The 22,661-nt window shown below is 41.6% G+C and carries 19 protein-coding genes; 8 read left to right on the top strand and 11 right to left on the bottom strand.

The window, feature by feature from the left end:
• Nucleotides 1-9 precede the first annotated feature (9 nt).
• The 8 genes from Q7J67_06375 to Q7J67_06410 all read left to right on the top strand — a co-directional run bounded on the left by Q7J67_06375 (nt 10) and on the right by Q7J67_06410 (nt 11,137).
• Nucleotides 10-3,516 carry a LamG domain-containing protein gene (locus Q7J67_06375; protein MDO9464906.1) on the top strand — a complete coding sequence of 1,169 codons (3,507 nt, stop codon included), beginning with the start codon at nt 10-12 and terminating at the stop codon, nt 3,514-3,516.
• A gap of 46 nt (nt 3,517-3,562) precedes the next feature.
• Nucleotides 3,563-4,438: an amidohydrolase family protein gene (locus tag Q7J67_06380; GenBank protein ID MDO9464907.1), complete on the top strand. Its 876-nt coding sequence runs from the start codon at nt 3,563-3,565 to the stop codon at nt 4,436-4,438.
• Nucleotides 4,439-4,504: 66 nt separating this feature from the next.
• Nucleotides 4,505-5,830: a sialidase family protein gene (locus Q7J67_06385; protein ID MDO9464908.1), complete on the top strand. Its 1,326-nt coding sequence runs from the start codon at nt 4,505-4,507 to the stop codon at nt 5,828-5,830.
• Nucleotides 5,827-6,738 (top strand): dihydrodipicolinate synthase family protein, encoded by a 912-nt coding sequence (locus Q7J67_06390; GenBank protein ID MDO9464909.1) that lies wholly within the window; start codon nt 5,827-5,829, stop codon nt 6,736-6,738. The genes Q7J67_06385 and Q7J67_06390 overlap by 4 nt, the downstream gene beginning before the upstream one ends.
• Nucleotides 6,739-6,770: 32 nt before the next feature.
• Entirely contained in the window at nt 6,771-7,874 is a 1,104-nt protein-coding gene (locus Q7J67_06395) for a sialidase family protein (protein ID MDO9464910.1), read from the top strand.
• 146 nt (nt 7,875-8,020) lie between these two features.
• Nucleotides 8,021-9,031, top strand: coding sequence for a Gfo/Idh/MocA family oxidoreductase (locus tag Q7J67_06400; protein ID MDO9464911.1), 1,011 nt, complete (start codon nt 8,021-8,023; stop codon nt 9,029-9,031).
• Complete coding sequence (locus Q7J67_06405) at nt 9,028-10,338, top strand: aminotransferase class III-fold pyridoxal phosphate-dependent enzyme (GenBank protein ID MDO9464912.1); 1,311 nt, start codon at nt 9,028-9,030, stop codon at nt 10,336-10,338. The genes Q7J67_06400 and Q7J67_06405 overlap by 4 nt, the downstream gene beginning before the upstream one ends.
• 13 nt (nt 10,339-10,351) lie before the next feature.
• Complete coding sequence (locus Q7J67_06410) at nt 10,352-11,137, top strand: SDR family oxidoreductase (protein MDO9464913.1); 786 nt, start codon at nt 10,352-10,354, stop codon at nt 11,135-11,137.
• A 12-nt stretch (nt 11,138-11,149) separates the two neighbouring features.
• On the opposite strand, the gene Q7J67_06415 is transcribed toward Q7J67_06410, so the two are convergent.
• The 11 genes from Q7J67_06415 to ispH all read right to left on the bottom strand — a co-directional run bounded on the left by Q7J67_06415 (nt 11,150) and on the right by ispH (nt 22,631).
• A complete protein-coding gene (locus Q7J67_06415) occupies nt 11,150-12,031 on the bottom strand; it encodes a tetratricopeptide repeat protein (protein ID MDO9464914.1) in 882 nt (293 codons plus the stop codon).
• Nucleotides 12,032-13,204, bottom strand: a complete 1,173-nt coding sequence (locus Q7J67_06420; GenBank protein ID MDO9464915.1) for a 6-phosphofructokinase — start codon at nt 13,202-13,204, stop codon at nt 12,032-12,034. It abuts the gene before it with no gap.
• 11 nt (nt 13,205-13,215) lie between these two features.
• Nucleotides 13,216-15,216 (bottom strand): transketolase, encoded by a 2,001-nt coding sequence (gene tkt / locus Q7J67_06425; protein MDO9464916.1) that lies wholly within the window; start codon nt 15,214-15,216, stop codon nt 13,216-13,218.
• Between the two features lie 97 nt (nt 15,217-15,313).
• Nucleotides 15,314-15,862 (bottom strand): DUF3750 domain-containing protein, encoded by a 549-nt coding sequence (locus Q7J67_06430; GenBank protein MDO9464917.1) that lies wholly within the window; start codon nt 15,860-15,862, stop codon nt 15,314-15,316.
• A gap of 11 nt (nt 15,863-15,873) precedes the next feature.
• Nucleotides 15,874-16,977, bottom strand: coding sequence for a DNA polymerase III subunit delta (gene holA / locus Q7J67_06435; protein MDO9464918.1), 1,104 nt, complete (start codon nt 16,975-16,977; stop codon nt 15,874-15,876).
• Nucleotides 16,916-17,899: an ABC transporter ATP-binding protein gene (locus tag Q7J67_06440; protein ID MDO9464919.1), complete on the bottom strand. Its 984-nt coding sequence runs from the start codon at nt 17,897-17,899 to the stop codon at nt 16,916-16,918. The genes holA and Q7J67_06440 overlap by 62 nt, the downstream gene beginning before the upstream one ends.
• A 432-nt stretch (nt 17,900-18,331) precedes the next feature.
• Entirely contained in the window at nt 18,332-19,162 is an 831-nt protein-coding gene (locus tag Q7J67_06445; protein ID MDO9464920.1) for a hypothetical protein, read from the bottom strand.
• A gap of 127 nt (nt 19,163-19,289) precedes the next feature.
• A complete protein-coding gene (locus Q7J67_06450) occupies nt 19,290-20,123 on the bottom strand; it encodes a nucleotidyl transferase AbiEii/AbiGii toxin family protein (protein ID MDO9464921.1) in 834 nt (277 codons plus the stop codon).
• Nucleotides 20,107-20,757 carry a hypothetical protein gene (locus Q7J67_06455; protein MDO9464922.1) on the bottom strand — a complete coding sequence of 217 codons (651 nt, stop codon included), beginning with the start codon at nt 20,755-20,757 and terminating at the stop codon, nt 20,107-20,109. The genes Q7J67_06450 and Q7J67_06455 overlap by 17 nt, the downstream gene beginning before the upstream one ends.
• Before the next feature lie 79 nt (nt 20,758-20,836).
• Nucleotides 20,837-21,796: an ABC transporter ATP-binding protein gene (locus Q7J67_06460; protein ID MDO9464923.1), complete on the bottom strand. Its 960-nt coding sequence runs from the start codon at nt 21,794-21,796 to the stop codon at nt 20,837-20,839.
• Nucleotides 21,789-22,631: a 4-hydroxy-3-methylbut-2-enyl diphosphate reductase gene (gene ispH, locus Q7J67_06465; GenBank protein MDO9464924.1), complete on the bottom strand. Its 843-nt coding sequence runs from the start codon at nt 22,629-22,631 to the stop codon at nt 21,789-21,791. Before ispH ends, Q7J67_06460 begins: the two co-directional genes overlap by 8 nt.
• Nucleotides 22,632-22,661: the final 30 nt, after the last annotated feature.

Consider the following 22,661-nt stretch of genomic DNA (forward strand, 5'->3'; position numbering starts at 1 on the left):
TGGTACAATATTTCTAAAGACGCCGGGTTTCCCGGAATTATGACCATCAAACCGTCGGGCGCCAACTTCACGGACATGCCATTGATGCTGTTCGTGAGGAATGACGAGAAGGTTTTCGCCTATGTGTCCGACCGCAAGAAAGCCCAATGTGTCGCCGCAGATGCAATTCGGGACAGGTGGGCGCATTTTGCAGTCACCTGGGATGGCGCGCGTATCAGAGGTTACGGGAACGGGGTGTTGACTTCGGATAATCCTTGTGCTTTTGATCCCGCACTCAACGGATTGCCCTTGTGGATAGGCCGAACCGTCGGCGTCGGCAGTCCTGCCTATTTCAAGGGGGAGCTGGATGATCTGTCGCTTTACAACAAGGCCCTGGATGCCGGCACCGTGAGGAAACACTATGAGGCCCGTGCGGGCGTTTCGGCGCAAACGCAGCCAACGCAGAAGCGTGGAATTATTGCCGATTACACGTTCAGCAGCAGTGGCGGCGGCGAAACGGTTTTAATGGACGAGTCCGGCAACGACAATCACGGAACGATCCACGGAGCCCAGTGGGTCAGGGGAAAGCAGGGATTCTGTCTCAAATTCGACGGGGAGGACGATTACGTTGACTGCGGCGACAAAGCCATTCTCAATATTCGCGATTCCGTCACTGTTGACGCTTGGGTGTGTCCTGACAGGACGGCGCCCGTAGACACCGGCATTGCCGGCAACAGTTGGGGTTTTCTCCTGACTTTCTACAAAAACGGGTGCTGGTGGTACATCTCCGGCGGCGGCAACAATGTCAAAGCCGGGTTGAAACTTGGAATATGGCAGCACGTGGCGGGAACTTTCGACGGCGATATCATGAATCTATACGTCAACGGTAAACTGACGGCTACAAAGAAATCCGAAGCAAAGCTGATTGGTAAAGCCGGGAATCTTACCATCGGATGTCTCATGAGTGATCCGGCAGCTAAAGACCCCGCAATGCGCAACAATAACTTCTTCAGCGGAATGATCGGGCGGGTGCGCGTCTACAATAAGGCGTTGTCTCTTGAAGAGATTCAAAAATTATATAAGACCGAGGCGGGTTATTACCTTGACAGCAGCCAGTTTAACAAACTGCGCATTATGACCTATCCCTATTTTGAACAGGGCCGCGTGGCAGCCGAGGTTGACTACAGCAGCTTCATTTCGGTTCCCCAAAACGCTTCGATTAATCTGCGGCTCAGCGCCGCGAATAGCAATCAACACTTGCAGGAACGGGTGGTGACAAAACTACCGGAATGGGGCCGAGTCGAAAGTATATTTTCCCTTGCGGGTCTGCCGCCTGGTGACTACCTTATTCGCGCTTCGCTGGAAGGAGAACAGAAAACGCTCTATCAGGTCGAATCGGCTTTCCATTATGCGCCGTCCGTACCGGTGAAAGCGCCCTCGCCCATGGAAAAAACCGTTCCCCCCATGCCGCCTCCTTTACAACCCGTGGCGTATAAGTTTGAATTGTCAAATGCCGGCGGTTTCCTGGTAAGCGTGAATGGAGAAACCTATCCGTTTGAGTCCTGGTACTCTTATCCCCATGGCGGAGAGAACAAACTCCTTGTTTCTCAAAAACCGGACAGCCACAGTGAAGATGTATTGCGGGTTACAACGCGAAAAATTAACAAAGATCAATATTCCGTCATTGCGAAAGGGAAATACTACAGCATCAACAGGCAGATACGGCTGTTCTCCGGCCGAATTGCGGTCAAAGACACTATTAGCAACACCACCTCGAAAGACTTGGGCATTATTATTCACAACCATCTCAATGCCGCAGGAAAGGCGTTTGAGGACTCCTACCTGGCCGGTTCCAAGTCCATCGGCAGAAAGCAGAACGCATACTCTCCGAGTGTTTTTTTACGCAAGAACGGTCTGGGCATAGGTATTATTCCTGTTGATGATGTTTACATTGTTCAATGCGCTGTCTATTACAAAGACGGCCTCGCGGGAGTTTCCACCGATAAGTTCGGACTGGCCCCCAATGCCTCCTACACACTTGAATGGTCGGTCTATCTTAACGGATCAGGCGATTACTTCGATTTCACCAATGCCTTCAGGAAGGATGAGGGCCGCATTGGAAGGATTGAAGGCGGCTTTATGTTTGTTAACCACTCCATGCAAAACCGCACACTCAAACTCTCCCCGGACCTCGTCCGGCGGACGAACCTGAAGTACGCGGCTCTGGGCTGCCTCTCAGCTGCAACCGATGACCCGGCCGTGTCTATTGAAGGCATTGAGTTCATGGATTTCCCCAAAGAGATTAACGTGCTCAAAGAAAAGATGACCGAGATGTGTGCGTCCTATCCCGACCTCATGGGCATGTTCCATGTTGCGCACAGTCTGTACGTGACCAATAAGCCCGATGAGAAGTTTCCCGACTCTAAAGTGGTTGACAGAGACGGCAATCAGGCGATATGGCCTGATACAGATTATCGTTACATCACCAAGGAACGGCAGGCCGAAGGCTGGAGATGGTGGATCTTCTACCCCACGCCGGGGAACAGTTTCCACAACGCGTTAATGAGGAGCGTCGACGTAATGATGGACCAGATCGGCTGCCGCGGGGTCTTTGAAGACGGTCTGCTGGCCGGCTACATGGGACAGTACACGTACGACAGATGGGATGGCCATACGGTTAACATTGACCCGGAAACCAAGACTATCCAGCAGAAAATCGGCTCCGTAATCCTGCTTTCTCAGCCATCCATCGTGGAGTACATCCGAAAGATTAACGCGAAAGGCGGTACGGTTGTTGCCAGCAACTCGGTCATAACCCGAACCATCGCTGGGGAAAAACTCATTATTATGCGCGAGTCTCCTTGCTCCGATGCTCACCTGTCGCAAACACCCGCTGTTCTGGGATTACCCCAGGCATGTCTCAAGAATGAAACGGACCTTTATCGTGATGTCCTCTCGGTCTTGAGTTCAGGGAATCTTTACTTCTATTGCAACACATACCAGATGGTCGAACATGCGTCGCTTCCCGCTCAGATGTATCCGATTACCTGCGAAGAAGTCCGCAGCGGATATGCCCAAGGCCCGGAGCGTATCATCACGGCACATTCCGGAGTTTTCGGGTGGCCTGGAAGCGCGGACCTTCATTTCGCTTACCACTACGACGGCAGGGGTGTTCCGGTTCCCCATGCCTTTCTCACGACCGCCGATTCTTCCGGTGTTCGAACGCAGGTAGACCTGGTGGAGAATGAATCCGCGGTTCTCAAGAGGATTCCGGTATCCGTCAGGACAAATCAACCCGTGAATATCATCGTCGCCCGGTATGATAATGAGGGAATTCGAATTTCTCTGAACAGCCGTGGAAAGGTTGATATCATGGTCGCTAATGGTGAGTTTGCCATAGAGCCGAACACAGCATATGCGGTAAAGATGAATGACGTCGGTAAAGAGGTAATCAGCAGTACCAAAGGGATACTCTCTTTAGCCCTTGAGTTAGAAGGCGAACTCGATGTTATAGTTGAGGAGCGTGATAGCCAGTGAGTCCCAAAAAATATAAACCATGCATAAAAATTTTGAGGAGAAAAGCATGTTTATTGACATTCATGCACATGCATATCGTCGTCCCTGGCCCGGAAAGAATGGGAATCCTTTCTTTTCCACTTCCGAGCAAATCCTAAAGCGTTATAATGAAATTGGGATTGCTCAAGGCTGTCTTTTGCCGGTGGTTAATCCGGAAGTTTACCTTCCGCAATCAAACGAAGAAATACTGGAAATAGCAGAACAATTTCCCGGCAGGTTCATTCCATTCTGCAATATCGATCCGCGGGCAGTAAGCAATTCTTATGATGCCCCGCTGGATTATCTCCTGCGGTACTACCGTGATCAGGGTTGCAAGGGAATCGGGGAAGTAATGCCGAACCTGCCATTTTTGCATCCGTTGGTCCAAAACCTCTTCAAACATGTACAGAATGTTGGTTTTCCGCTGATCTTTGATATCTCGGATCGGATAGGCGGAGATTACGGTTTATATGACGAGGTTGGCCTGCCGCAGTTTGAGCATTGCCTGAAACGATTTCCTCGTCTAAAGATTTTGGGGCATGGTCCGGCCTATTGGGCAGAGATTGGACAATTGGAGACGCCTGCCGACCGGGCGGGATATCCCGGTTATCCAGTTAAAGAAGAAGGGGTAGTGCCTAAGTTGATGCGGCGCTATCCTAATCTTTACGGAGATATCTCAGCCGTCAGTGGTTATAACGCCCTGGCCAGAGATCCTGAATACGCGGTTCGGTTCCTTAACGAATTCCAGGACAGGCTACTGTTCGGAACCGACATCTGTGCGCCGGATCAAGAACTGCCACTGGCGTCCTTTTTGATCGATCTGAAGGCAAAAGACAAGATCAGCAAAACGGTTTTCAAGAAGATTGCAAAAGGAAACGCGTTCAAATTATTAGCGTTGAAATAATGGCCGCCACGACTAAATATGAAGAAGAAAATGTTAGAGTTGAGTAAAAAGAGAGGTTGATAAATCATGAGGATTGATAAAAAAGTACAAAGAAATGCGAACCATGCGATTGTGAAAGTCAGACGCGAAGTGTATGTCCCCTGGAAGGAAGGGCATGGCGCACCGGGAGTCTCGGTGTGCTACCTGGGCAAGGGGTTGCGACGCCAGGAATCGCGGGCCACCGAAGTGGCTAGCGACTGGAGTTCGGAGTATTGCCGTGTGCGGACCTCCGAGGACAACGGCAGAACCTGGTCCGGCTGGACCCACGTGCGCCTGAACTGGCCCGCCAGGGAAGGGTTCGTAAAGGAGGAGGCTCCTTCGGCCTACTGCTATGACCCGGTCAGCAAGAAGATTGTCCGCTCCGTCTTTCAGCGTTTTCTCATCGGCGAGGATGGCGCGGAAACGATCCAGAAGCTCTGGCGGACGGGCGAACGGTCCTTTTTCGATCATGCCTTTTGGCAAGTCTCGGACGACGAAGGCCGCACGTGGAGCGGTCCCAGACAACTCCGCTATGAAGATGGCCCTTGCCTGGCGCCGGATGAATTGCCCACCGAGGAATTCCTGAGCGCCAACCAGATGTACGCCGGCTACACGGCGACCGCCACGCGCGAGGGGACGATCGTCTTCCCGGTCGCGGAATCGCCGGTTGAGATCACGGACCGCGGTCGGGCGGAAACGGTCCATGGCGTCAGGTGCTTCATCGGTAAATGGGACCCGGCGGCGGGCGACTATGCCTGGGAGGTTTCACAGCCGATTGCCGTACCGCACCGGATCTCCGGACGCGGACTCATGGAGCCGGACATCGCCGAACTGAAAGACGGTCGCCTGTTGCTGGAGATGCGTGGCTCAACGTTGGCCGTCCAGAAGGGATGGAAGGGAAAAACAGAAAGTCCCGGGCGAAGGTGGATCAGCCTCTCGGAGGATGGCGGCCGGACATGGTCTGCTGTTACCGATCTGCGCTATGACACAGGCGAACAATTCTACTCGCCTTCCACTTATTCAATGCTGTTACGTCACCGCCGTACCGGAAAACTATACTGGTTCGGGAATATCACGCCCACTCCGCCTGAGGGCAACCTGCCCCGCTACCCCCTGTACATCGCTGAAGTGGAGGAGACGATTCCCGCGCTGAAGAAGGACACGTTGACCGTGATTGACGATTATGACCCCGAGAACGACTCGCCGAAAATCCAGTTCAGCAACTTCAAGCTGCTGGAAAACCGCGAGACCGGCGAGATAGAACTCTACATGACGCGGCTGGGTGAAAGTACTAGTCATTGGCTCAATGCGAGTGTGTACAAATACACAATTACGCTTGATATTCTCAACCAACAGAAAGAGAGAAAAAAATGAATGGAGATGAGATACGACAAGCCCTAACCGGTCCCTTTGCCTCGCTGAGGACGCCGTTTTGCAAGGATGGGAGCATCGATTTTGGAGCTTTACGTAATTACATAGATTTTTGCATATCCGCCGGCAGCAAAACGCTCATGCTCACCTATGGCGACAGCCTGTTCAGTGTCTTGACTGACAAAGAAGTCGCTGAAGTTACGAAGATCGTTTCGGAGCATAATGCGGGCCGGGCAATGGTTGTGGCCGCCGACAGGGCCTGGTGGACCGGCAAGGCGGTTGACTTTGCTGAATATGTCCGTAAGATAGGCGCAGATATGTTGATGGTTATGCCCCCGGATTGGGCTGGCTCCTGCACCCCGGAGACCCTGGCAGAACACTACGCGGTGGTCGCGGGGCATATTCCTGTCATGATCGTTACCAATGTCTTCATTTCACGAGGGAAGGAATTCGGACTGAAAACGCTAAAACGCATATTGGAAATCAGCGGGAACGTCCTCGCTGTCAAGGATGATATGTGCGGCGAGTTCGCAAGAAAGATGTCTTTGCTCGTTTACGACCGATTGGCGGTTGTCAGCGGAGGTCAAAAGCAGAATCACCTGGACTTGTTGCCATACGGCTGTGATGGCTATTTATCCACGTTTACCACCTTTAAACCGGAAGTTACACGCGCTTACTGGAAAGCGATTCAGTCGCATGATCTAAATGCGGCCAGGAACATAATAAGTAAATTTGATATCCCGTATTTCGACTTTGTCATGAAACTTCGGGGTGGATTTGACGCCGGCCTGCATGGCGCTCTCGAATTGTTCGGGATTGCGAAGCGCTGGAGGCGCGCGCCGTATTACAGCCTGAACGATGAAGAAATGGAACAGCTGGCTGATTTTTTCAGAGGTTTGTCCTTGTTATAATTTCAGGAGAAACTTTAACACATAGGAGAAAAATGGAAATCAAGAATATGGGAATCATATATCGAAATCAAAAACCGCACGTGAGAAGCAGACACGCCTATTTCCCCTCAGTAGTACTAATGGATAATGGAGAAATGCTAGCTTCTGTAGTTTTAGGAGAAGCTTTTGAATCCGTCAATTGCCATACTTATGTTGCCCGATCCAAAGACAACGGTGAAACATGGCATATGGATGGACTCATTTATCCAGGAACAACGAACAGAATAACTTCTGACAGTTGTAGATTGACTGCTTTCCCAAAAGGTGAAGTCGTTGCATTTATGGTCAGAAGTGATCGGACTATACATCCGGATGAAGGATTCACTAATCACGAAAATCTGGGATTCGTGCCTACAGAACTTCTGCTGTTACGCTCATTAGATTATGGACATACATGGACTAAACCAAGTTCTCTGATTCCGCCTTTAGTCGGACCCTGCTTTGAGCTGTGCTGTCCAATAATTCCGCTTAAGGATGGTCGGTGGATATTACCTACTCAAACCTGGCCTGATTGGGACGGCAACTGTCCTAATGGAATCAGAATGGTAGCTTTTGTTTCGCATGATCGGGGTAGAACCTGGCCTGAATACATGGATGTGATGAGTGAACCGGAAGGACGTGTCTTCTTTTGGGAATCTAAAATAGTAGAACTGCCTGATGATAGACTACTTGCGATTGCTTGGGTATATGATGATATAGTTTCCTCAGACAGAACCAATCAATACGCTCTGAGTGAAGATGGCGGGAAAACATGGTCAACACCGCTTTCAACAGGACTGCATGGACAGACACTGACGCCGTTTTTGTGCGATGATGGGCGGATTTTGTGTATATATCGGAGAATGGATAAATCTGGATTGTGGGCAAATATTTCTCGTTTGGAGAAGAATGTCTGGGTTAACGAAGCTTGTGAGCCCCTGTGGGGCGAACAGACGACCGGTCTGACTACAACAGAAAAAGACATGGCTCATAATTTCAATGTATTAAAATTTGGGGCTCCATGTATTACCCGGCTTTCAGACGGCACAATATTCGTTGCTTTCTGGTGTTATGAAGATTGCATATCTGTTATTCGTTGGTTCAAGCTTGTCGTTTGAAGAAATAGAGGATTTTTTAAAAGCGAAGATTAACCTAATTCAATTGTTGATGCGAATGACGCTTTTGAAACTTTAAAAACTGTGTATTTGCTAATTAATTCTTTGAGATAAATTGCGTTTTAATAAATATAAAAAAGGATGGAAATATGAAATTTTTAGTAATAGGACTCGGTTCCATGGGAAAGAGGAGAATAAGATGTTTACAATATTTGAAAGAAAAGGATATTATCGGTTTTGATTTAAGAGAGGATAGACGTAAAGAGGTAAAAGAGAAATATGGGGTAGAAACGTTTGCAAGATTCGAAGATGCAATGGCTAAAAATCCTGATGTTTTCATTATCTCTGTTCCAAGCAATCTTCATCATCATTATGCAATGATAGCTGTTAAAGAAAAGAAGCATTTTTTTACTGAATCAAATTTTCTTTCTGAAGGCATAGATGATTTAGTGGCTATTGAGGAAAAAGGAGAAGTTATTGCTGTGCCGAGTCTTACCCCCTCTCATCATCCTTCATTGAAGTTGATGAAGAAGTTTGTAAAAGAGAAAAAAGCAGGAAAAAATCTATCATTTATTTATCATCTTGGTGCTTACTTGCCTGATTGGCATTCATGGGAAGACTATCGCCATGTGTATTATTCTAAGAAAGAAACTTCGGGGTGTAAGGAGATGGTTGCTTTTGAATTAACATGGATAACGTGGATGTTTGGAAAGGTGAAAAAGGTAAGCGCTTTTAAGTCAAAGGTATCTGATTTAGAAACAGATATTGACGATGTTTATCAAATTATTCTGGAACTTGAAAACGGGATTTTGGGGAATATGATGATAGATGTAATCTCCCGTAAATCGGGAAGGGAAATGAAGCTTGTAGGTGAAGAAGGGAATATTGTCTGGAATTCAGAAGAAAGCAAGCTGAAGGTTTATCTTGCTGAGAAAAAAGAATGGGAAGAATATCCTGAAGATGACATGCTAATAGAGCAAGGATACTCGGTAAAAATAAATGAAAGGATGTATATTGAAGAAATAGAGGATTTTTTAAAAGCTTTAAGAGGAGAAAAATCTTATCCCTATACTTTTAGAGAAGAAAAAGGGATAATCAATGTTTTAGAGGCAATTGACCAGAGTGCTAGAACAGGAAAAACAATGGAGGTAAAGTTATGAACGGTAAAGGGCAGAAGCTTTGGAACAGGGCAAAGAAGATTATTCCTGGTGGAAATCAACTGTTATCAAAACGAAGTGAGCGGTTTTTACCTGACCAATGGCCAGCTTATTATAAAAAAGCAAAAGGTGTGGAAATCTGGGATTTGGATGGAAACAAATATATTGATATGAGTATAATGGGAGTATCCTCCTGTATTCTAGGATATGCAGATAAGGATGTGAATGAAGCAGTAAAGAATGTGATAGATAATGGCTCAATGTCAACATTGAATTCTCCTGAGGGAGTTGAATTAACAGAATTATTGTTAAAACTTCATCCATGGGCAGGAATGGTTAGATTTGCCAGAACAGGTGGGGAATCAATGGCTATAGCAGTAAGGATTGCCCGTGCATATACCAAGAAAGATAAAGTAGCTTTCTGTGGTTATCACGGCTGGCATGATTGGTATCTTGCGGCGAATTTAGCTGATAATAAAAACTTAGATGGACAGCTTCTTCCTGGGTTAGAACCATTAGGCGTTCCAAGATGTCTAAAAGGAACAGCAATTCCCTTTACCTATAACAAGATAGATGAATTAAAGAATATTGTATCTAAAAATAAAGACATTGGCGTGATTGTGGTGGAGCCGGTAAGACATCATGAGCCTGAAGATAATTTTCTGGGAAAGATAAAAGAGATAGCTAAGGATATTAAAGCAGTATTAATATTTGATGAGATAACATCTGGCTGGCGAATGAATATTGGCGGAGCTTATAAGTTATATAATGTTCATCCTGATATAGCGGTTTATGCAAAGGCCATAAGCAATGGTTTCCCGATGGCGGCAATTGTTGGAAAAGGGGAAATTATGGATGTGGCTCAGGACAGTTTTATCAGCAGTACCTACTGGACAGAAAGAATAGGCCCTGCTGCAGCCATAGCCACAATCAATAAATTAAAGAAAAACAATGTTCCTTCCCATTTAATCAAAATAGGGGATTTAATTAAAAAAGGATGGAAGAAACTGGCAGATTCTCATAATTTAAAGATAAAGATTATAGGAATTCCACCATTGCCTGCATTTGTGTTTGATTATAAAGACTCTCAGGCGCTTATTACTTTATTTACGCAGGAAATGCTAAAGAGAGGATTTTTGGCTTCTGGTGGTGTTTCCTGTTCTTACAGCCATAAGGAAGAGCACATCAAAAGATATCTTAATAGTGCAGATGAAGTGTTCGGTATAATAAAGAAAGCTATCAAAAAGAATAATGTTCGCAATTTACTCAAAGGACCAGTTGCTCATACTGGATTTAAAAGATTAACTTGAGGAGAGAGAAAATATGAATATCAAAGAACTTTTTGATTTAACAGGCAAAGTTGCAGTAGTTACAGGTGGGGCAGGATTATATGGCAGGCAGATTGTGGCTGCTCTGGCTGAGGCAAAAGCAAAAGTATATATGGCATCTCGGAATTTAGAAGCTTTAGAAGAAGTAGTCTCTGGACATAGAGCAGATGGATATGATGTAGCTGCTTTGAAGTTGGATTTATCCGATGAGAAATCTATTCTAAGTCTGAGAGATAAAATCTTAAAACAAAATAAGAGGATAGATATTTTAGTTAATAATGCAGTTCTTCGTCCAATGAAAAAAGGCTATCACGATGATGCCTCATTATTTGCCGAGAGTATGAAGGTAAATGCAACAGGTTTATTCATTATAACACGGGCAATCGGCGATGTCATGGGAGAACAGCAGAGAGGATCTATTATTAATATTGGCTCTATTCAGGGCATGATTGGTCCGGATGCGACTATATATAAAAATACAAACATGAGCGGATGGTATCCTGATTATTTTTTCCATAAAGGAGGAATGATTAACTTTACAAGATTTATTGCCAGTTATTACGGTAGTAAGGGTGTTAGATGCAATTGCATAGCTCCCGGCGGATTTTTAACTGACAAAATGCCGGAAGCTTTTGTTAAACAGTATAGTAACAGAACTTTTTTGGGTCGTTTGGCTAATGATACAGATCTAAAGGGAATTATTGCTTTTCTTGCATCTAATGCCTCGCAGTATATTACAGGAACGAATATTCCTGTGGATGGGGGATATACAGCAAAATAATGATATGGGAGATTAGTTTCTCCACTCTCTTTGATAATAGGCTATGCCGCTATTGTTAGAAGGATCAGATAGTTTGGGATTATTACTGACAGCAAATTTCATTTGAGCTATGGCTTGTTCCGGTTTTGCCTGTTTTAGATAAACCAGTCCCAGATTGTAATAAGCGTAGTAAAATTCCGGGTCGTATTTTATAGCAAGTTTCAATTGTTTTTCGGCTTGTTCCAGCTTATCCTCCTGCAAATATACAGCGCCTAAATTATTATAAGAAGCAACATGTTTAGGATCATGCTCAATAGCGAGTTTATATTGCTCTTCAGCTTTCTCTAATTTACCCTGTTTCCAATAAATAACTCCAAGATTGTTGTAACTGTCAGAATATTGAGGACTATGCTTTACGGCAAGCTTCAGGTTTTTTATGGCATCTGGAGTATTATTTATATCAAAATAGAGCCCGGCGAGATTAAAATATGCCCAGCTATATTTGGGGTCATAAGAGATGGCAAACTTGTAATGCCCTGCCATTTGTTCAATTTGCCCAAGTTTTTTATAAATCTCTATTAAACAATTATAAGCCTTGGTATATTTAGGATTATACTTAAGAGCAAGCGCGTATTGAGATATCGCCTTATCCGGTTTATTCTGTTTATCATATATTCTTCCTAGATTATAGTAGGCCTCAGCATATACAGGATTATATTTTAAGGCGAGTTTATAGCATTTGATAGCTTTTTTAATTTTTTTACTATCAACGTGTTTTTCTGCAAGGACGAAGTGCTTCTCAGCCTTTTTCCTATTTGTATCCGAGAGCTGAAAAAGCTCTGTGTCTGATTGAGAATAAGAATACGCGGAAGAGGAAAACAGAAAAAATATTGCAAATATGGTGATTGCTTTCATCTATGTTTTTAACCTTCCCAATTCAGGTAATTTACCTACTAAAGGTCTTGCATATGCAAGAAACTTTTCTGTTACATTATTGCCCTGCTCGTTCATATAATCTCTGGGCATGCCTCGTGTATTTTTAGCAACAGAATGAAGGGGCGTTATGAAAAGTCCGCTTGCTTTTATTGCAACGCTTCCATCTTTGAGATCGCTTTCCACAGCGCTCTTTACTGCGAATTCTCCAACACGTCTTGCTTCTTCTGCGTCCGATTCAGAAACGATACAGGGAAAACATCTTTGTAAATAACCAAATGTATCGGCTCTAGCTCTAAGCTTGCCGGGAATGTTTTGTTTAATAAGCTCTATCAGCATATCTCCAAGTCCTCCGGAACCGCTCAATTGTACATTTCCGTGAGCGTCCTTAACTCCGGATTGAAAAATCGAGTTGCCTTTGTCATCACTTATTCCTTCAGAAACCGCTATCTGGCATCGTCCCAACCTGTTGTAAACATCTTTAACATCCTTGATAAACTTCTCCTTTGAAAATGGAATTTCAGGCACATAGATCAGATGCGGGCCATCATTCTCATGTTGTCTGCCAAGAGCAGAAGCGGCAGTTAAAAACCCTGCATGTCTCCCCATAATAATGTTAACTTTAATTCCAGGGATAGCACCGTTATCAAGATTATCACCCATTATTGCCATTGCAACAAATTTTGCCGCAGAACCATAGCCCGGACAGTGGTCAGTAACAAGCAAGTCATTATCAATAGTCTTTGGTATATGGTAAGACGTTAAATCATAGCCTGATTTGTTTGCAAGTTGATTTATAATATCTGCTGTTTCTGCTGAATCATTACCTCCAATATAAAAGAAATATCTGATATTATTCTTCTTGAATATCTTAAATATTTTTTCACATTCCTCTTCAGTAGGTTTTTTCCTTACGGATCCCAGTGCAGCAGATGGTGTGTTAGCTACTTTTTCAAGAACTGAGGAGTTCTGTGCTCCTAAATCAATAAAATTCTCATCAAGTATTCCTTTTATGCCATGCAATGCACCATAAAATTTTTGAATTTCCGGATGTTTGCCTGCTTCTATTATTGCGCCAACTAAGCTCTGATTAATAACACACGTTGGTCCACCTGATTGCCCTATAACAGCATTTCCACATGCTTTAGTACTCATTTAAAATCCTACTATCTTTCTATTATTTCCAATGCTTTCTTATACACATTATCAGCAGTAAAACCAAACTTTTCTGCTAATATTTCATACGGTGCAGAAGCTCCAAATTCATCAATTCCCAGCACTTTTCCGTCTAATCCTGCATATTTATACCATCCTGCAGTTGAGCCGGCTTCAACTACCAATCTCTTCCTGCATAATGATGGAATAACTTTTTCAATATATGATCCAGACTGTGCTTCAAATATTTCGACACTTGGTATGTTCACAAGTCTCACATTACGTCCTTCCTTATTCAGACGCTCTGTTGCTTCCATACAAATGCTGACTTCGGAGCCAGAGGCAATAATAACAAGTTCTGGTACTCTGGACTTGCTATCTATTAGCACATACGCCCCTTTAGAAAGGTTTTTTGCTGATGGATATTTATTCCTGTCAATTACAGGAACTTTTTGCCTTGTTAGGAGAATAGCAGTTGGCCCAGTTTTGTTTTTAAGAGCCTCTATCCACGCAGCAGGTGTTTCAGAGGCGTCAGATGGCCTTATTACTGTTAAGTTGGGTATCAAACGAAGTGAAGCTGCTTGCTCAACAGGTTCATGAGTTGGACCGTCTTCTCCAACAAAAATACTGTCATGTGTAAAAACATAGATTACCTGTTGCTTCATAATAGCTGCAAGCCGTATAGAAGGTCTCATATAGTCTGAGAACACAAAGAAAGTAGAACCATAAGGAATAATGCCCCCAAAAAGAGCCATGCCATTCAATACTCCACCCATGCAGTGTTCCCTTATACCAAAATGCATGTTGCGTCCACTGAATTTCCCTCTGTTTATAGATTCGTATTTTTTAAGGATTGTCTTTGTAGACGGAGAAAGATCTGCTGAACCGCCGATAAGAAAAGGAACTTTTTCTGCAACGGCCTGCATTACTTCACCAGCAGCATTTCGTGTGGCAACAGGTTCGTTTCCAAAGCTGGGTAAAGTGTCTGCTATATTTTCTGGGATTTCTTTATTCAGCCAGTTATTCAGTGCCTCTGCTTTTTGTGGGCATTTTGTTTTGTATTCTTCCAGCTTGTTTTTCCAGTCTTTATGGATTAAAAGATTTTTTTTATTACATTTTTCAAAGACTTCCTTTGTTTCCTCTGGTATATAAAATGCAGGTTCAAGAGGCCAGCCAATGTTTTGCTTTGTCAGTTTTACTTCTTCTTCTCCTAAAGGCTCGCCGTGTGCAGATGCTGAGTCCTGCTTATTAGGAGATCCTTTTGCTATATTGGTTCTGCCTATAATTAAGGTTGGCTTGTTTTTTTCTTTTTGCCCTGATTCAATGGCTTTTACAATTTCCCGAAGATTATACGGATTAATCTTTATTACTTGCCATTCATATGCTTCAAAGCGTTTACCTACATCTTCACTAAAGGTAAGAGAAGTATCTCCTTCAATAGTAATGTGATTGTCATCATAGAAGTATATAATATTTCCGAGTCCAAGATGTCCTGCAAAAGACGCTGCTTCTGCGCTAATACCTTCCATTAGATCCCCATCGGTTACTATGCCGTAAACATAGGAATCAAAGAGTTTAATATGGTCTGTATTAAACCTGTTTTCAAAGATTTTTGCCGATATTGCCATACCAACTCCATTCGCAAATCCCTGCCCAAGAGGACCGGTTGTTGTCTCAACTCCTGGTGTCATCCCATATTCAGGATGTCCCGGAGTCTTACTATCCCACTGCCTGAAATTTTTAAGTTCTTCAAGTGATAAGTTAAATCCGCCCAAATGGAGCAATGAGTAAAGAAGCATTGAGCCATGTCCTCCGGAAAGAACAAATCTATCTCTATTTATCCACGTAATATCTTTAGGGTTGTATCTCAAGAATCTGGTCCAGACTACATACGCATAGTCCGCAACTCCCATTGGAAGCCCAGGGTGCCCGGAATTGGCTTTTTGCACAGCATCTACTGAGAGCATTTTTATTGTATTTATTGCGAGAGTATCCTTGTTATCAAATTGCATTTCTGTCTCCTTGATTTTTGTGTCTAATTTTCTAATTTACAGTGTGTGGTTTTCTATCATAAAAAAAATTTCATGTCAAGAAAAGCGTATGTAGACTCTAGATTTTTTTGGATCCGTAACCGCTGCCAATGGCAGAGAAGGGGAGGTCTAGTTCCAGTTTCGGCACCAGCTTGGCGATCCAGGCGGTAAAGGTGTTGCTGTTGGGACCTGGAAAGGCCTTGTATTTCGTTTTCCATGGGTAAGCACGGGCAGCCTTGTCGACGGCATCAATCAGTTCGTCTACTCCCGTTCCTCTATGCTCTTTGAGAATCCGTGGTTTCTCGCCATACCAGTAGCGGTCGGGGACGTCCTGGGTAATCCTCAGGACCGGCTGGCCGTGATAACCGCGCCAACCGACCACGTCATACACCGTGTAAGAGGCTTCGCCGGTCCGCTTGGCTGCGATCCAGGTGTGAATGGCAAACCAGCCACGCCAGCCCCAGGCCTTGGCACCGTAGACGTGAAGAACCGCTTCTTTTGTCACGGCAGGGTCGGGTGCGATCCCAGCAGGTTCGCGGCTGGCGGTGCGCCAGTCTTTACCAGAAGAACAGTTCGACAACATCAATCCCATCAGGACAAAAGCCGGCAGTAGTTTCAAGATTTTCATAAATATATGCTTCACGAAATCACCGTGCAAATCTTAGCAATAAGCAGCTCCAAAGCCAGCTTTTGGGGAACTTTACCTGTTTTTATAGACACCTCTGTTTCAAACAAATTCTTAATATCTGCTATTAGCTCTTCTTTTTGAAATTTCAGACTTTGCTGGGCTATTCTGAATATTACATAAGGATGCTGTCCTGAGAGTTTTTGGGAAGCAGAGCTATATGTTTTCTGATCATAGTATCCTCTTTTAACTATATCAAGAGGAATGTCTCCTTTTTCAATAAATATCTTAATCTGCAACAACAGCCTGATTCTTTTTGTCAGCATAGGCACAACACTATAGCCAGTGTTTTGGGTACGAGAGAATTCCTCAAGAAGTTTTAAGGCTCTTGGAAGGTTTTTCTCCGCAACTGCCTCAGACATAGCAAACGGCGCATATTCTATTGATTCGGGGACAAGTGTATTTATATCTTCCTCTGTAATATTATCTTTGCCATTGCAATAAAGCTCTAATTTATCTAGTTCATTTATTATTTGTCTGAGATTTACTCCGGTAAAAGACAGCAGATATTCAAAGGCAATTGGAGAGAGCTGTTTGCCTCTCTTCTTTAGTTTTAGCTGTGCAAATTCATATAGTTGATTTCTGTCTGTTTTTTTGTTTTCCTTGAAAGAAGAAAATTCAATTATTTCTCCAATTTTTTTATCCGCTTGTTCAGCAGTTAAAATTACATAGGTATTAGCGGGTATGTCATGTTCTATCGTTTCATCAAATCCTTCAGAATTATTCCCGAGTAGATTTTCACAATCTTTAATCCAGACAACGCGTTTAAGCCCGAGTAAAGAAGGAGTTTTTATTGCAGACATAATGCTCTTTATATCTGTGTCGTTGGCATGTATTATCTCCAGTCCGAACTCTTTTTTATCTTCAGGTAAGACCATGTTGATAATCTTCTTAGCAGTATCCTCTACCAGATAATTCTCTCCGCCAAAAATCAGGAATAACTTAGGGATATCCCCGTTTTTTATTTTTTTGATCAGATTGGATTGTTTACTTAGTCTATTTTCTAACACTTTCAACCTTTCTGGTATATCCAGTGCCTCTTGAGGAGAAAATTTCACACATCACATGACATGCAAGATAATGCTCTTTACCTATCTGTTTTAACTCAGGAACCTGGCTTTCACATCTATTTTTGGCAATTTTGCATCTTGGATAAAAACTGCATCCTGAAGAGGGGAGTGATGAAGATGAGATTTTAGGGATAGTCGCTGTGCGAAGCAAAACATTTGTATAAGGATGCAGCGGCCTTTTGAATATTTCATCACATGGACCTTGTTCTACTATTTTACCAAGATACATTACGCACACACGATGGCTTATATACTTGATTATGTTTAAGTCATGTGAAATAAAGAGCATAGAAAGGCTGAAGTCAGACTGTAGTTGACTCAGCAGATTTAGTATTTGTGCCTGTATTGAGACATCCAGAGAGGAAGTTGGCTCATCAGCGATTATAAGTTCAGAGTTTACTGCTAGAGCTCTGGCTATGCCGACACGCTGTTTTTGCCCTCCGCTTAGTTGATGTGGGTATTTATCTAATATTTTTCTGTCTAATCCAACCGTCTTTATAAGTCTTTTAATTTCAGACAATATATTTTTTTTATTTAAAGAGCTGTTTACCCCGTTAGAAAAATCCTTTCTAACGGGGTTTATTAGTAATGGCTCGCGAAGTGTCTGGTTTATGTTCATTCTTGGATTTAGAGAGTTTGCAGGGTCCTGAAATATCAACTGTGGATTAATGCTTTTATCCCCAAGATAATCTATAGTTCCCTTATCAGGCGGAATAAGCCCTGTTATCAGCTTTCCAACGGTGCTTTTGCCACACCCGCTTTCTCCAACAAGTCCAAGTATTTCTCCTCGCCCAATATGAAAGCTCACACCATCAACAGCTTTTACTGTATATGAATGTTTAGACCATAAACTTGTTTTCCGCGAGAAATATTTCTCTACATTCTTTATAACTAAAATTTCTTGTTTCATCTTATAAATTTTTTCATCATATTGACATATTCTTTATGGTTTGGTATCGTTTCGACGTGAAGAAATGCGTTTTTAAAAATATTGGAATTGCCTTTTTAATTCCCATAGGAATTTATCTCCTTTTTATTTCTGGCATACTTAATTTTATTTTGCGTATATTAACCATTTTGGGGCATATTCTTGAACAAATGACTTGGTAATTTTAGTTTTCATAATTTAAATGGATTTCTTTTTTCTTTTCTGCTTTGTCAAAATGTACCGTTGTTAATTTTTTTATTGCTGTTTTATCTTCAGCAATTCCACTTTTCCGTCTTTTTTTTGTGAGCCAAAGGCGTGGCAATCTCATAGACTGCTTCGTTTCTTACACTCCTCGCAATGACGTTGTGTTGTTTCTTTTATTAAATAAAAATGTGTTGATGATAAACTGCAACTTCACTTGACATCCTTTATCGCTTTTAGGCAAGATCTATTGTGTAACATTGCAAATACTGAGAAGGAATCTTTAGCAAGTTGAAAAGCTATATTTGCGTGTCTTTCACCTATCACGTATGGGTTGCCATGTATAAGTTTATTTCGAGCCTTTCTTAGCTCTTCCCAATTTCCACAGAAATTTTCAGCATCGATTTTATTTAAGACAGAGCTAAACTTACTGCCATTCAATCTTTTGAAAATTTTGAATTTGGCTGGTATGCTTCCTGCTTCGTTTAGCACAATGTCTATTACTTCAGAAGATGTCTCTCTGCATTCTAACATCTCGTATAGAAATTCGTTAAGTAAATTCTCAAGAAGGGTGCATGTCAGAATAACCGCAGAGATATACTCGTCAACTCTTTTTGGATATGTTTGGAGTAGAATTGTATAGATTTCTTTTGCTTGCTTGTTTGAAACAGTAAATTCCCTACAAATTATATTCAACATTTTCTCATAAGAGTTAACACTCAATTCTTTATGAATGTCATTAAGCTGATGTTTATTTATTTTAATTTTTGTTTTATTCCGTATTTCCTTAAGCGTATTCTCAATGTTGTTATTAGACGCTTGGTATCCTTTGCGACAAAAGCCTTGTACTATTTCAAAAAGCGTAATTGCATTCAGATTTGGAAACATTTCTGGAGAAGTCCCTTTGCAACCACAATGAGAGCATAGTGTATTTGTATTTGTAATACTATCATCTTGAAGAAATCCGCACTTTGAACATTTGCAATAACAAAGAGTAATTGCAAGATCATCAAAAGAAACCAATTCTCTATTATCTAAGCTCATAACAGATTTTTTTCTATTTTAGCGTTGATAAACTTAAATTTTTCTTGTCTATTTTCTAACACGATTACATAGATTGCTTCGTCGCTTACGCTCCTCGCAATGACTTTCTTTCATCTTAATTCTTCCATTATCCTGAAACAGTTAAATGTTTCTTAATCATTTCTTTGTAGTTTTGGCAGTAGTTCTCTATAAAACGGCTGTCTTCAAAAAGAGGCAGAAGGTCTTCTTTTAGATAGGATGGGGTTATTTTTTCGGTTTTTTCCAGCAGCATTAGATGTATTTTACTCATATCGTCAGTATTTAAAACATCTTTTAACCTTTCTAAATCAGGTTTGATCCCTTTTTGAAGAAACCAGAGAATGTCATAATAATCTCTGCCTTTAAAAGTTATTTTATCTCCTTTCCCTTTTTTGAAAGTTCTTTTCAGGATAGCAATGATTTTTGAAGACATGAGGGTTTCCAGAGAGTAGGTTCGCATTAAAAAATTAAGATTAAATTTTGCTATAGGAATAAACTCGGTTTGATAATATCTTGAAATATTTTGAGCAATCTCTACTTTTACATAAAGCTTATTGCTCTCAGGCTTTTTGGCTGCTCCAAGCGTATAAAGAATAGGAAACTTCAGGTAAATCTTTTTTTGCTTTCCACGGATACTGGCTTCTATTTTTGGAAAACGCCGGCTCTTTCTGAAGTAATCAAGAATATCTTCGGTCAAATTTTCTTTGTCAATTTCCTTTCCCCATTCCAAATCTAAATCCAAGTCCTCAGAAAGACGATTTAGGCTATAACCAATCCTTAAAGCGCTACCTCCTGTAAAAGCTAAGTCTTTGCCGTAAGAAGAATTAAAAATAAAATCCAGTACATAAAATTGAAGGACCTCTTTTAAAAAATTGCGAATAATATCATTAGACAATCCCTGTCTTTTTTTTTCTTCAACTAAATTTTTAAGAATTTCTTCCATTATAAATATTCCTTTCTAATATCTTAGATATTTTTTCCATTTTCTTTGACATGGATTTTGAGACATATTTCTTAAATAATAAGAAATCGCTAAAAGAAAAATTTTCCCAATTAATTCTTAAGCTCTCTAAAATTTCAGTGTTAAGATCTCCCAGATTTCTTTTTAAATAAAGAAAATCAAAAAGGGCTTTAGCTTTGGTAGCTACAAAGTATATATTCTGATAAAAAGAAACTTCTTTAAATCCAAAATAAAGAGCCTCTTTAATGTTTGAATATTTATATGTTCCCAATGAATTCTGATAGGAGCGGCCTGTTTTTAACGTAATAGATGTCAAAGGATAGGTGGCTTCAGTTAAAAGGTTATATTTTGACAGAACATATTCTAAACTTAAGTAAGAGGGAAATTTTAATTTTGAAGCGATAAACTCTTTAAATCCCGTTTTGTTCGGTTCTTTAAGATAGTATACATCAGTGGTATATAATCCCTTTTTTAGTTTAGCGATCCGCTCATTTTCCAAAGAGCGTTTTATTCTCTCGTTAAGAGCAAATTCTAAACCCTTAAAATAAATTCTAATATTTTTTTTGCTAAAACATGGCATTTCTTCAAATGGTTCAAAAATATCCGCTTTTGTCATTTTGTTTCACTTTTAGTATGTATTATGTACTAATTCTAAAATAAAAACACAATAAAAACAAGTTATTATTATGTAATTTTTACCTCTTCAAACATCTAACTGAATGTTGTTTTTTGACTTCAAACAATCCTGGTTTGACTTTCTTGCATATTCTAGCGGCTTCCCTGCATCTTGGATGAAACCTGCACCCTGTGGGAAATTCTGCTGGATTTGGCACAGAGCCCGGAATAACTTCCAGCTTGCCTTTTTCTTTTTTTAAGTTTGGCGCAGACTTTAGAAGAGCTTCTGTATAAGGATGTAGCGGACTGGCAAAAACTTGTTTTACATCTGCCTCTTCTACAATTTCTCCTCCATACATTACTATAACTCGCTGAGCAACTTGGGCGACTATACTTAAATCGTGAGTTATTAATAGAATTGACATATTGAGTTTCCTCTGCAGACTTTTTAGCAGGGAAAGTATTTGCGCCTGAATAGTAACATCCAGAGCAGTTGTTGGTTCGTCTGCAATCAGGAGCTGTGGCTTTGTAATTAGAGCCATAGCAATCATTGCTCTCTGCTGCATACCTCCGCTGAGCTGATGCGGATATGTATTAAATATTCTTTGCTGATCCTGCAGACCAACCGTTTTTAAGATATCAATTGTGTCTCTGTATGCCTGAGCTTTCGAAGTAGATTTGTGTGTGAAGATAGCTTCCAGAATTTGATTTCCGATAGTGAGAGTTGGATTAAGGCATGAGAGAGGTTCTTGAAATATCATGGATATATTATTGCCTCTTATTTTTCTCAACTGCTTATTCCCTAATTCCAGAAGATCTGTATCCTTGAAATTTATCTTTCCTCCCACAATCTTTCCTTGGGGAGAGATGAGCTTTAGTATTGAGAGAGCAGCTGTACTCTTGCCGCATCCACTCTCACCAACAATCGCTACAATCTCTTTGGGCCGAATAGAAAAGCTTGCATCATCAACAGCTTTAAGTACTTGTTCTCCCAGATAAAAATAGGTCTTTAGATTTTGAATATCCAATAAGTTATCCATGCATGTCTCGTATTTTGCTAACTACATTTTTTATAATTTCAGGTGATGTTGAGGCTCCGGCGCTTATTCCAATCTTCTCCTTATCCTTCAGCCATATAAAGTTTATATCCTGGGCTGTTTCTATGTGATAGGTTTTTACACCTGTCTCTTTACTGACTTCAACTAATCGTTTTGTGTTTGCGCTGTTATAGCCTCCAATCACTATCATTATATCAGAGCGTTTTGCCAGCTTCTTGGCAGCGTTTTGTTTTCTTATGGTGGTTTCACATATCGTATTGTATATTCTTAACTCATTGGAGTAGGGAAGCATAGCTAAAGATATTTCTCTAAGGTTCCATATACCCTGAGTTGTCTGCGAAACTATACCGATTTTTTTCTCCCTCTCGAGTCTTTTAATATCAATTTCAGCTTTGTTCTCAACAACCTGAAAGTTAGTTCCACAGAAGCCTACGATGCCTTTTGTTTCAGCATGATTTTTATCTCCTATAATGACGATATGGTATTTATCTTTCTTTAGCTGTTCAGCATATTTCTGCGCCTTCTTTACTAACGGGCATGTAGCATCAATAATTTTCAGGTCTTTTTTATAGGCTTCTTCAATCAGTGCTGGTTCAAGTCCGTGCGCAGGGATGACTAAAATTCCCTCTTTTATGATTGAGATATCTTTAACTATTTTTAGCCCTCTAGCCGTGAGATTCTTTACTACCTGCGGGTTATGAATTATTGGGCCCATGCAGTAAATATTCTTTTCTTTCTTAAGGGTCTGTTCAACTATTTTAATGGCTCTTTTTACGCCAAAACAGAATCCAGAATGGTTTGCTACTTCAATTTTCATTTTAATATCTTCTAAATAAACTGTATTATA

The sequence above is a fragment of the bacterium genome (genome assembly GCA_030652805.1).
Taxonomy (GTDB): domain Bacteria; phylum JAHJDO01; class JAHJDO01; order JAHJDO01; family JAHJDO01; genus JAHJDO01.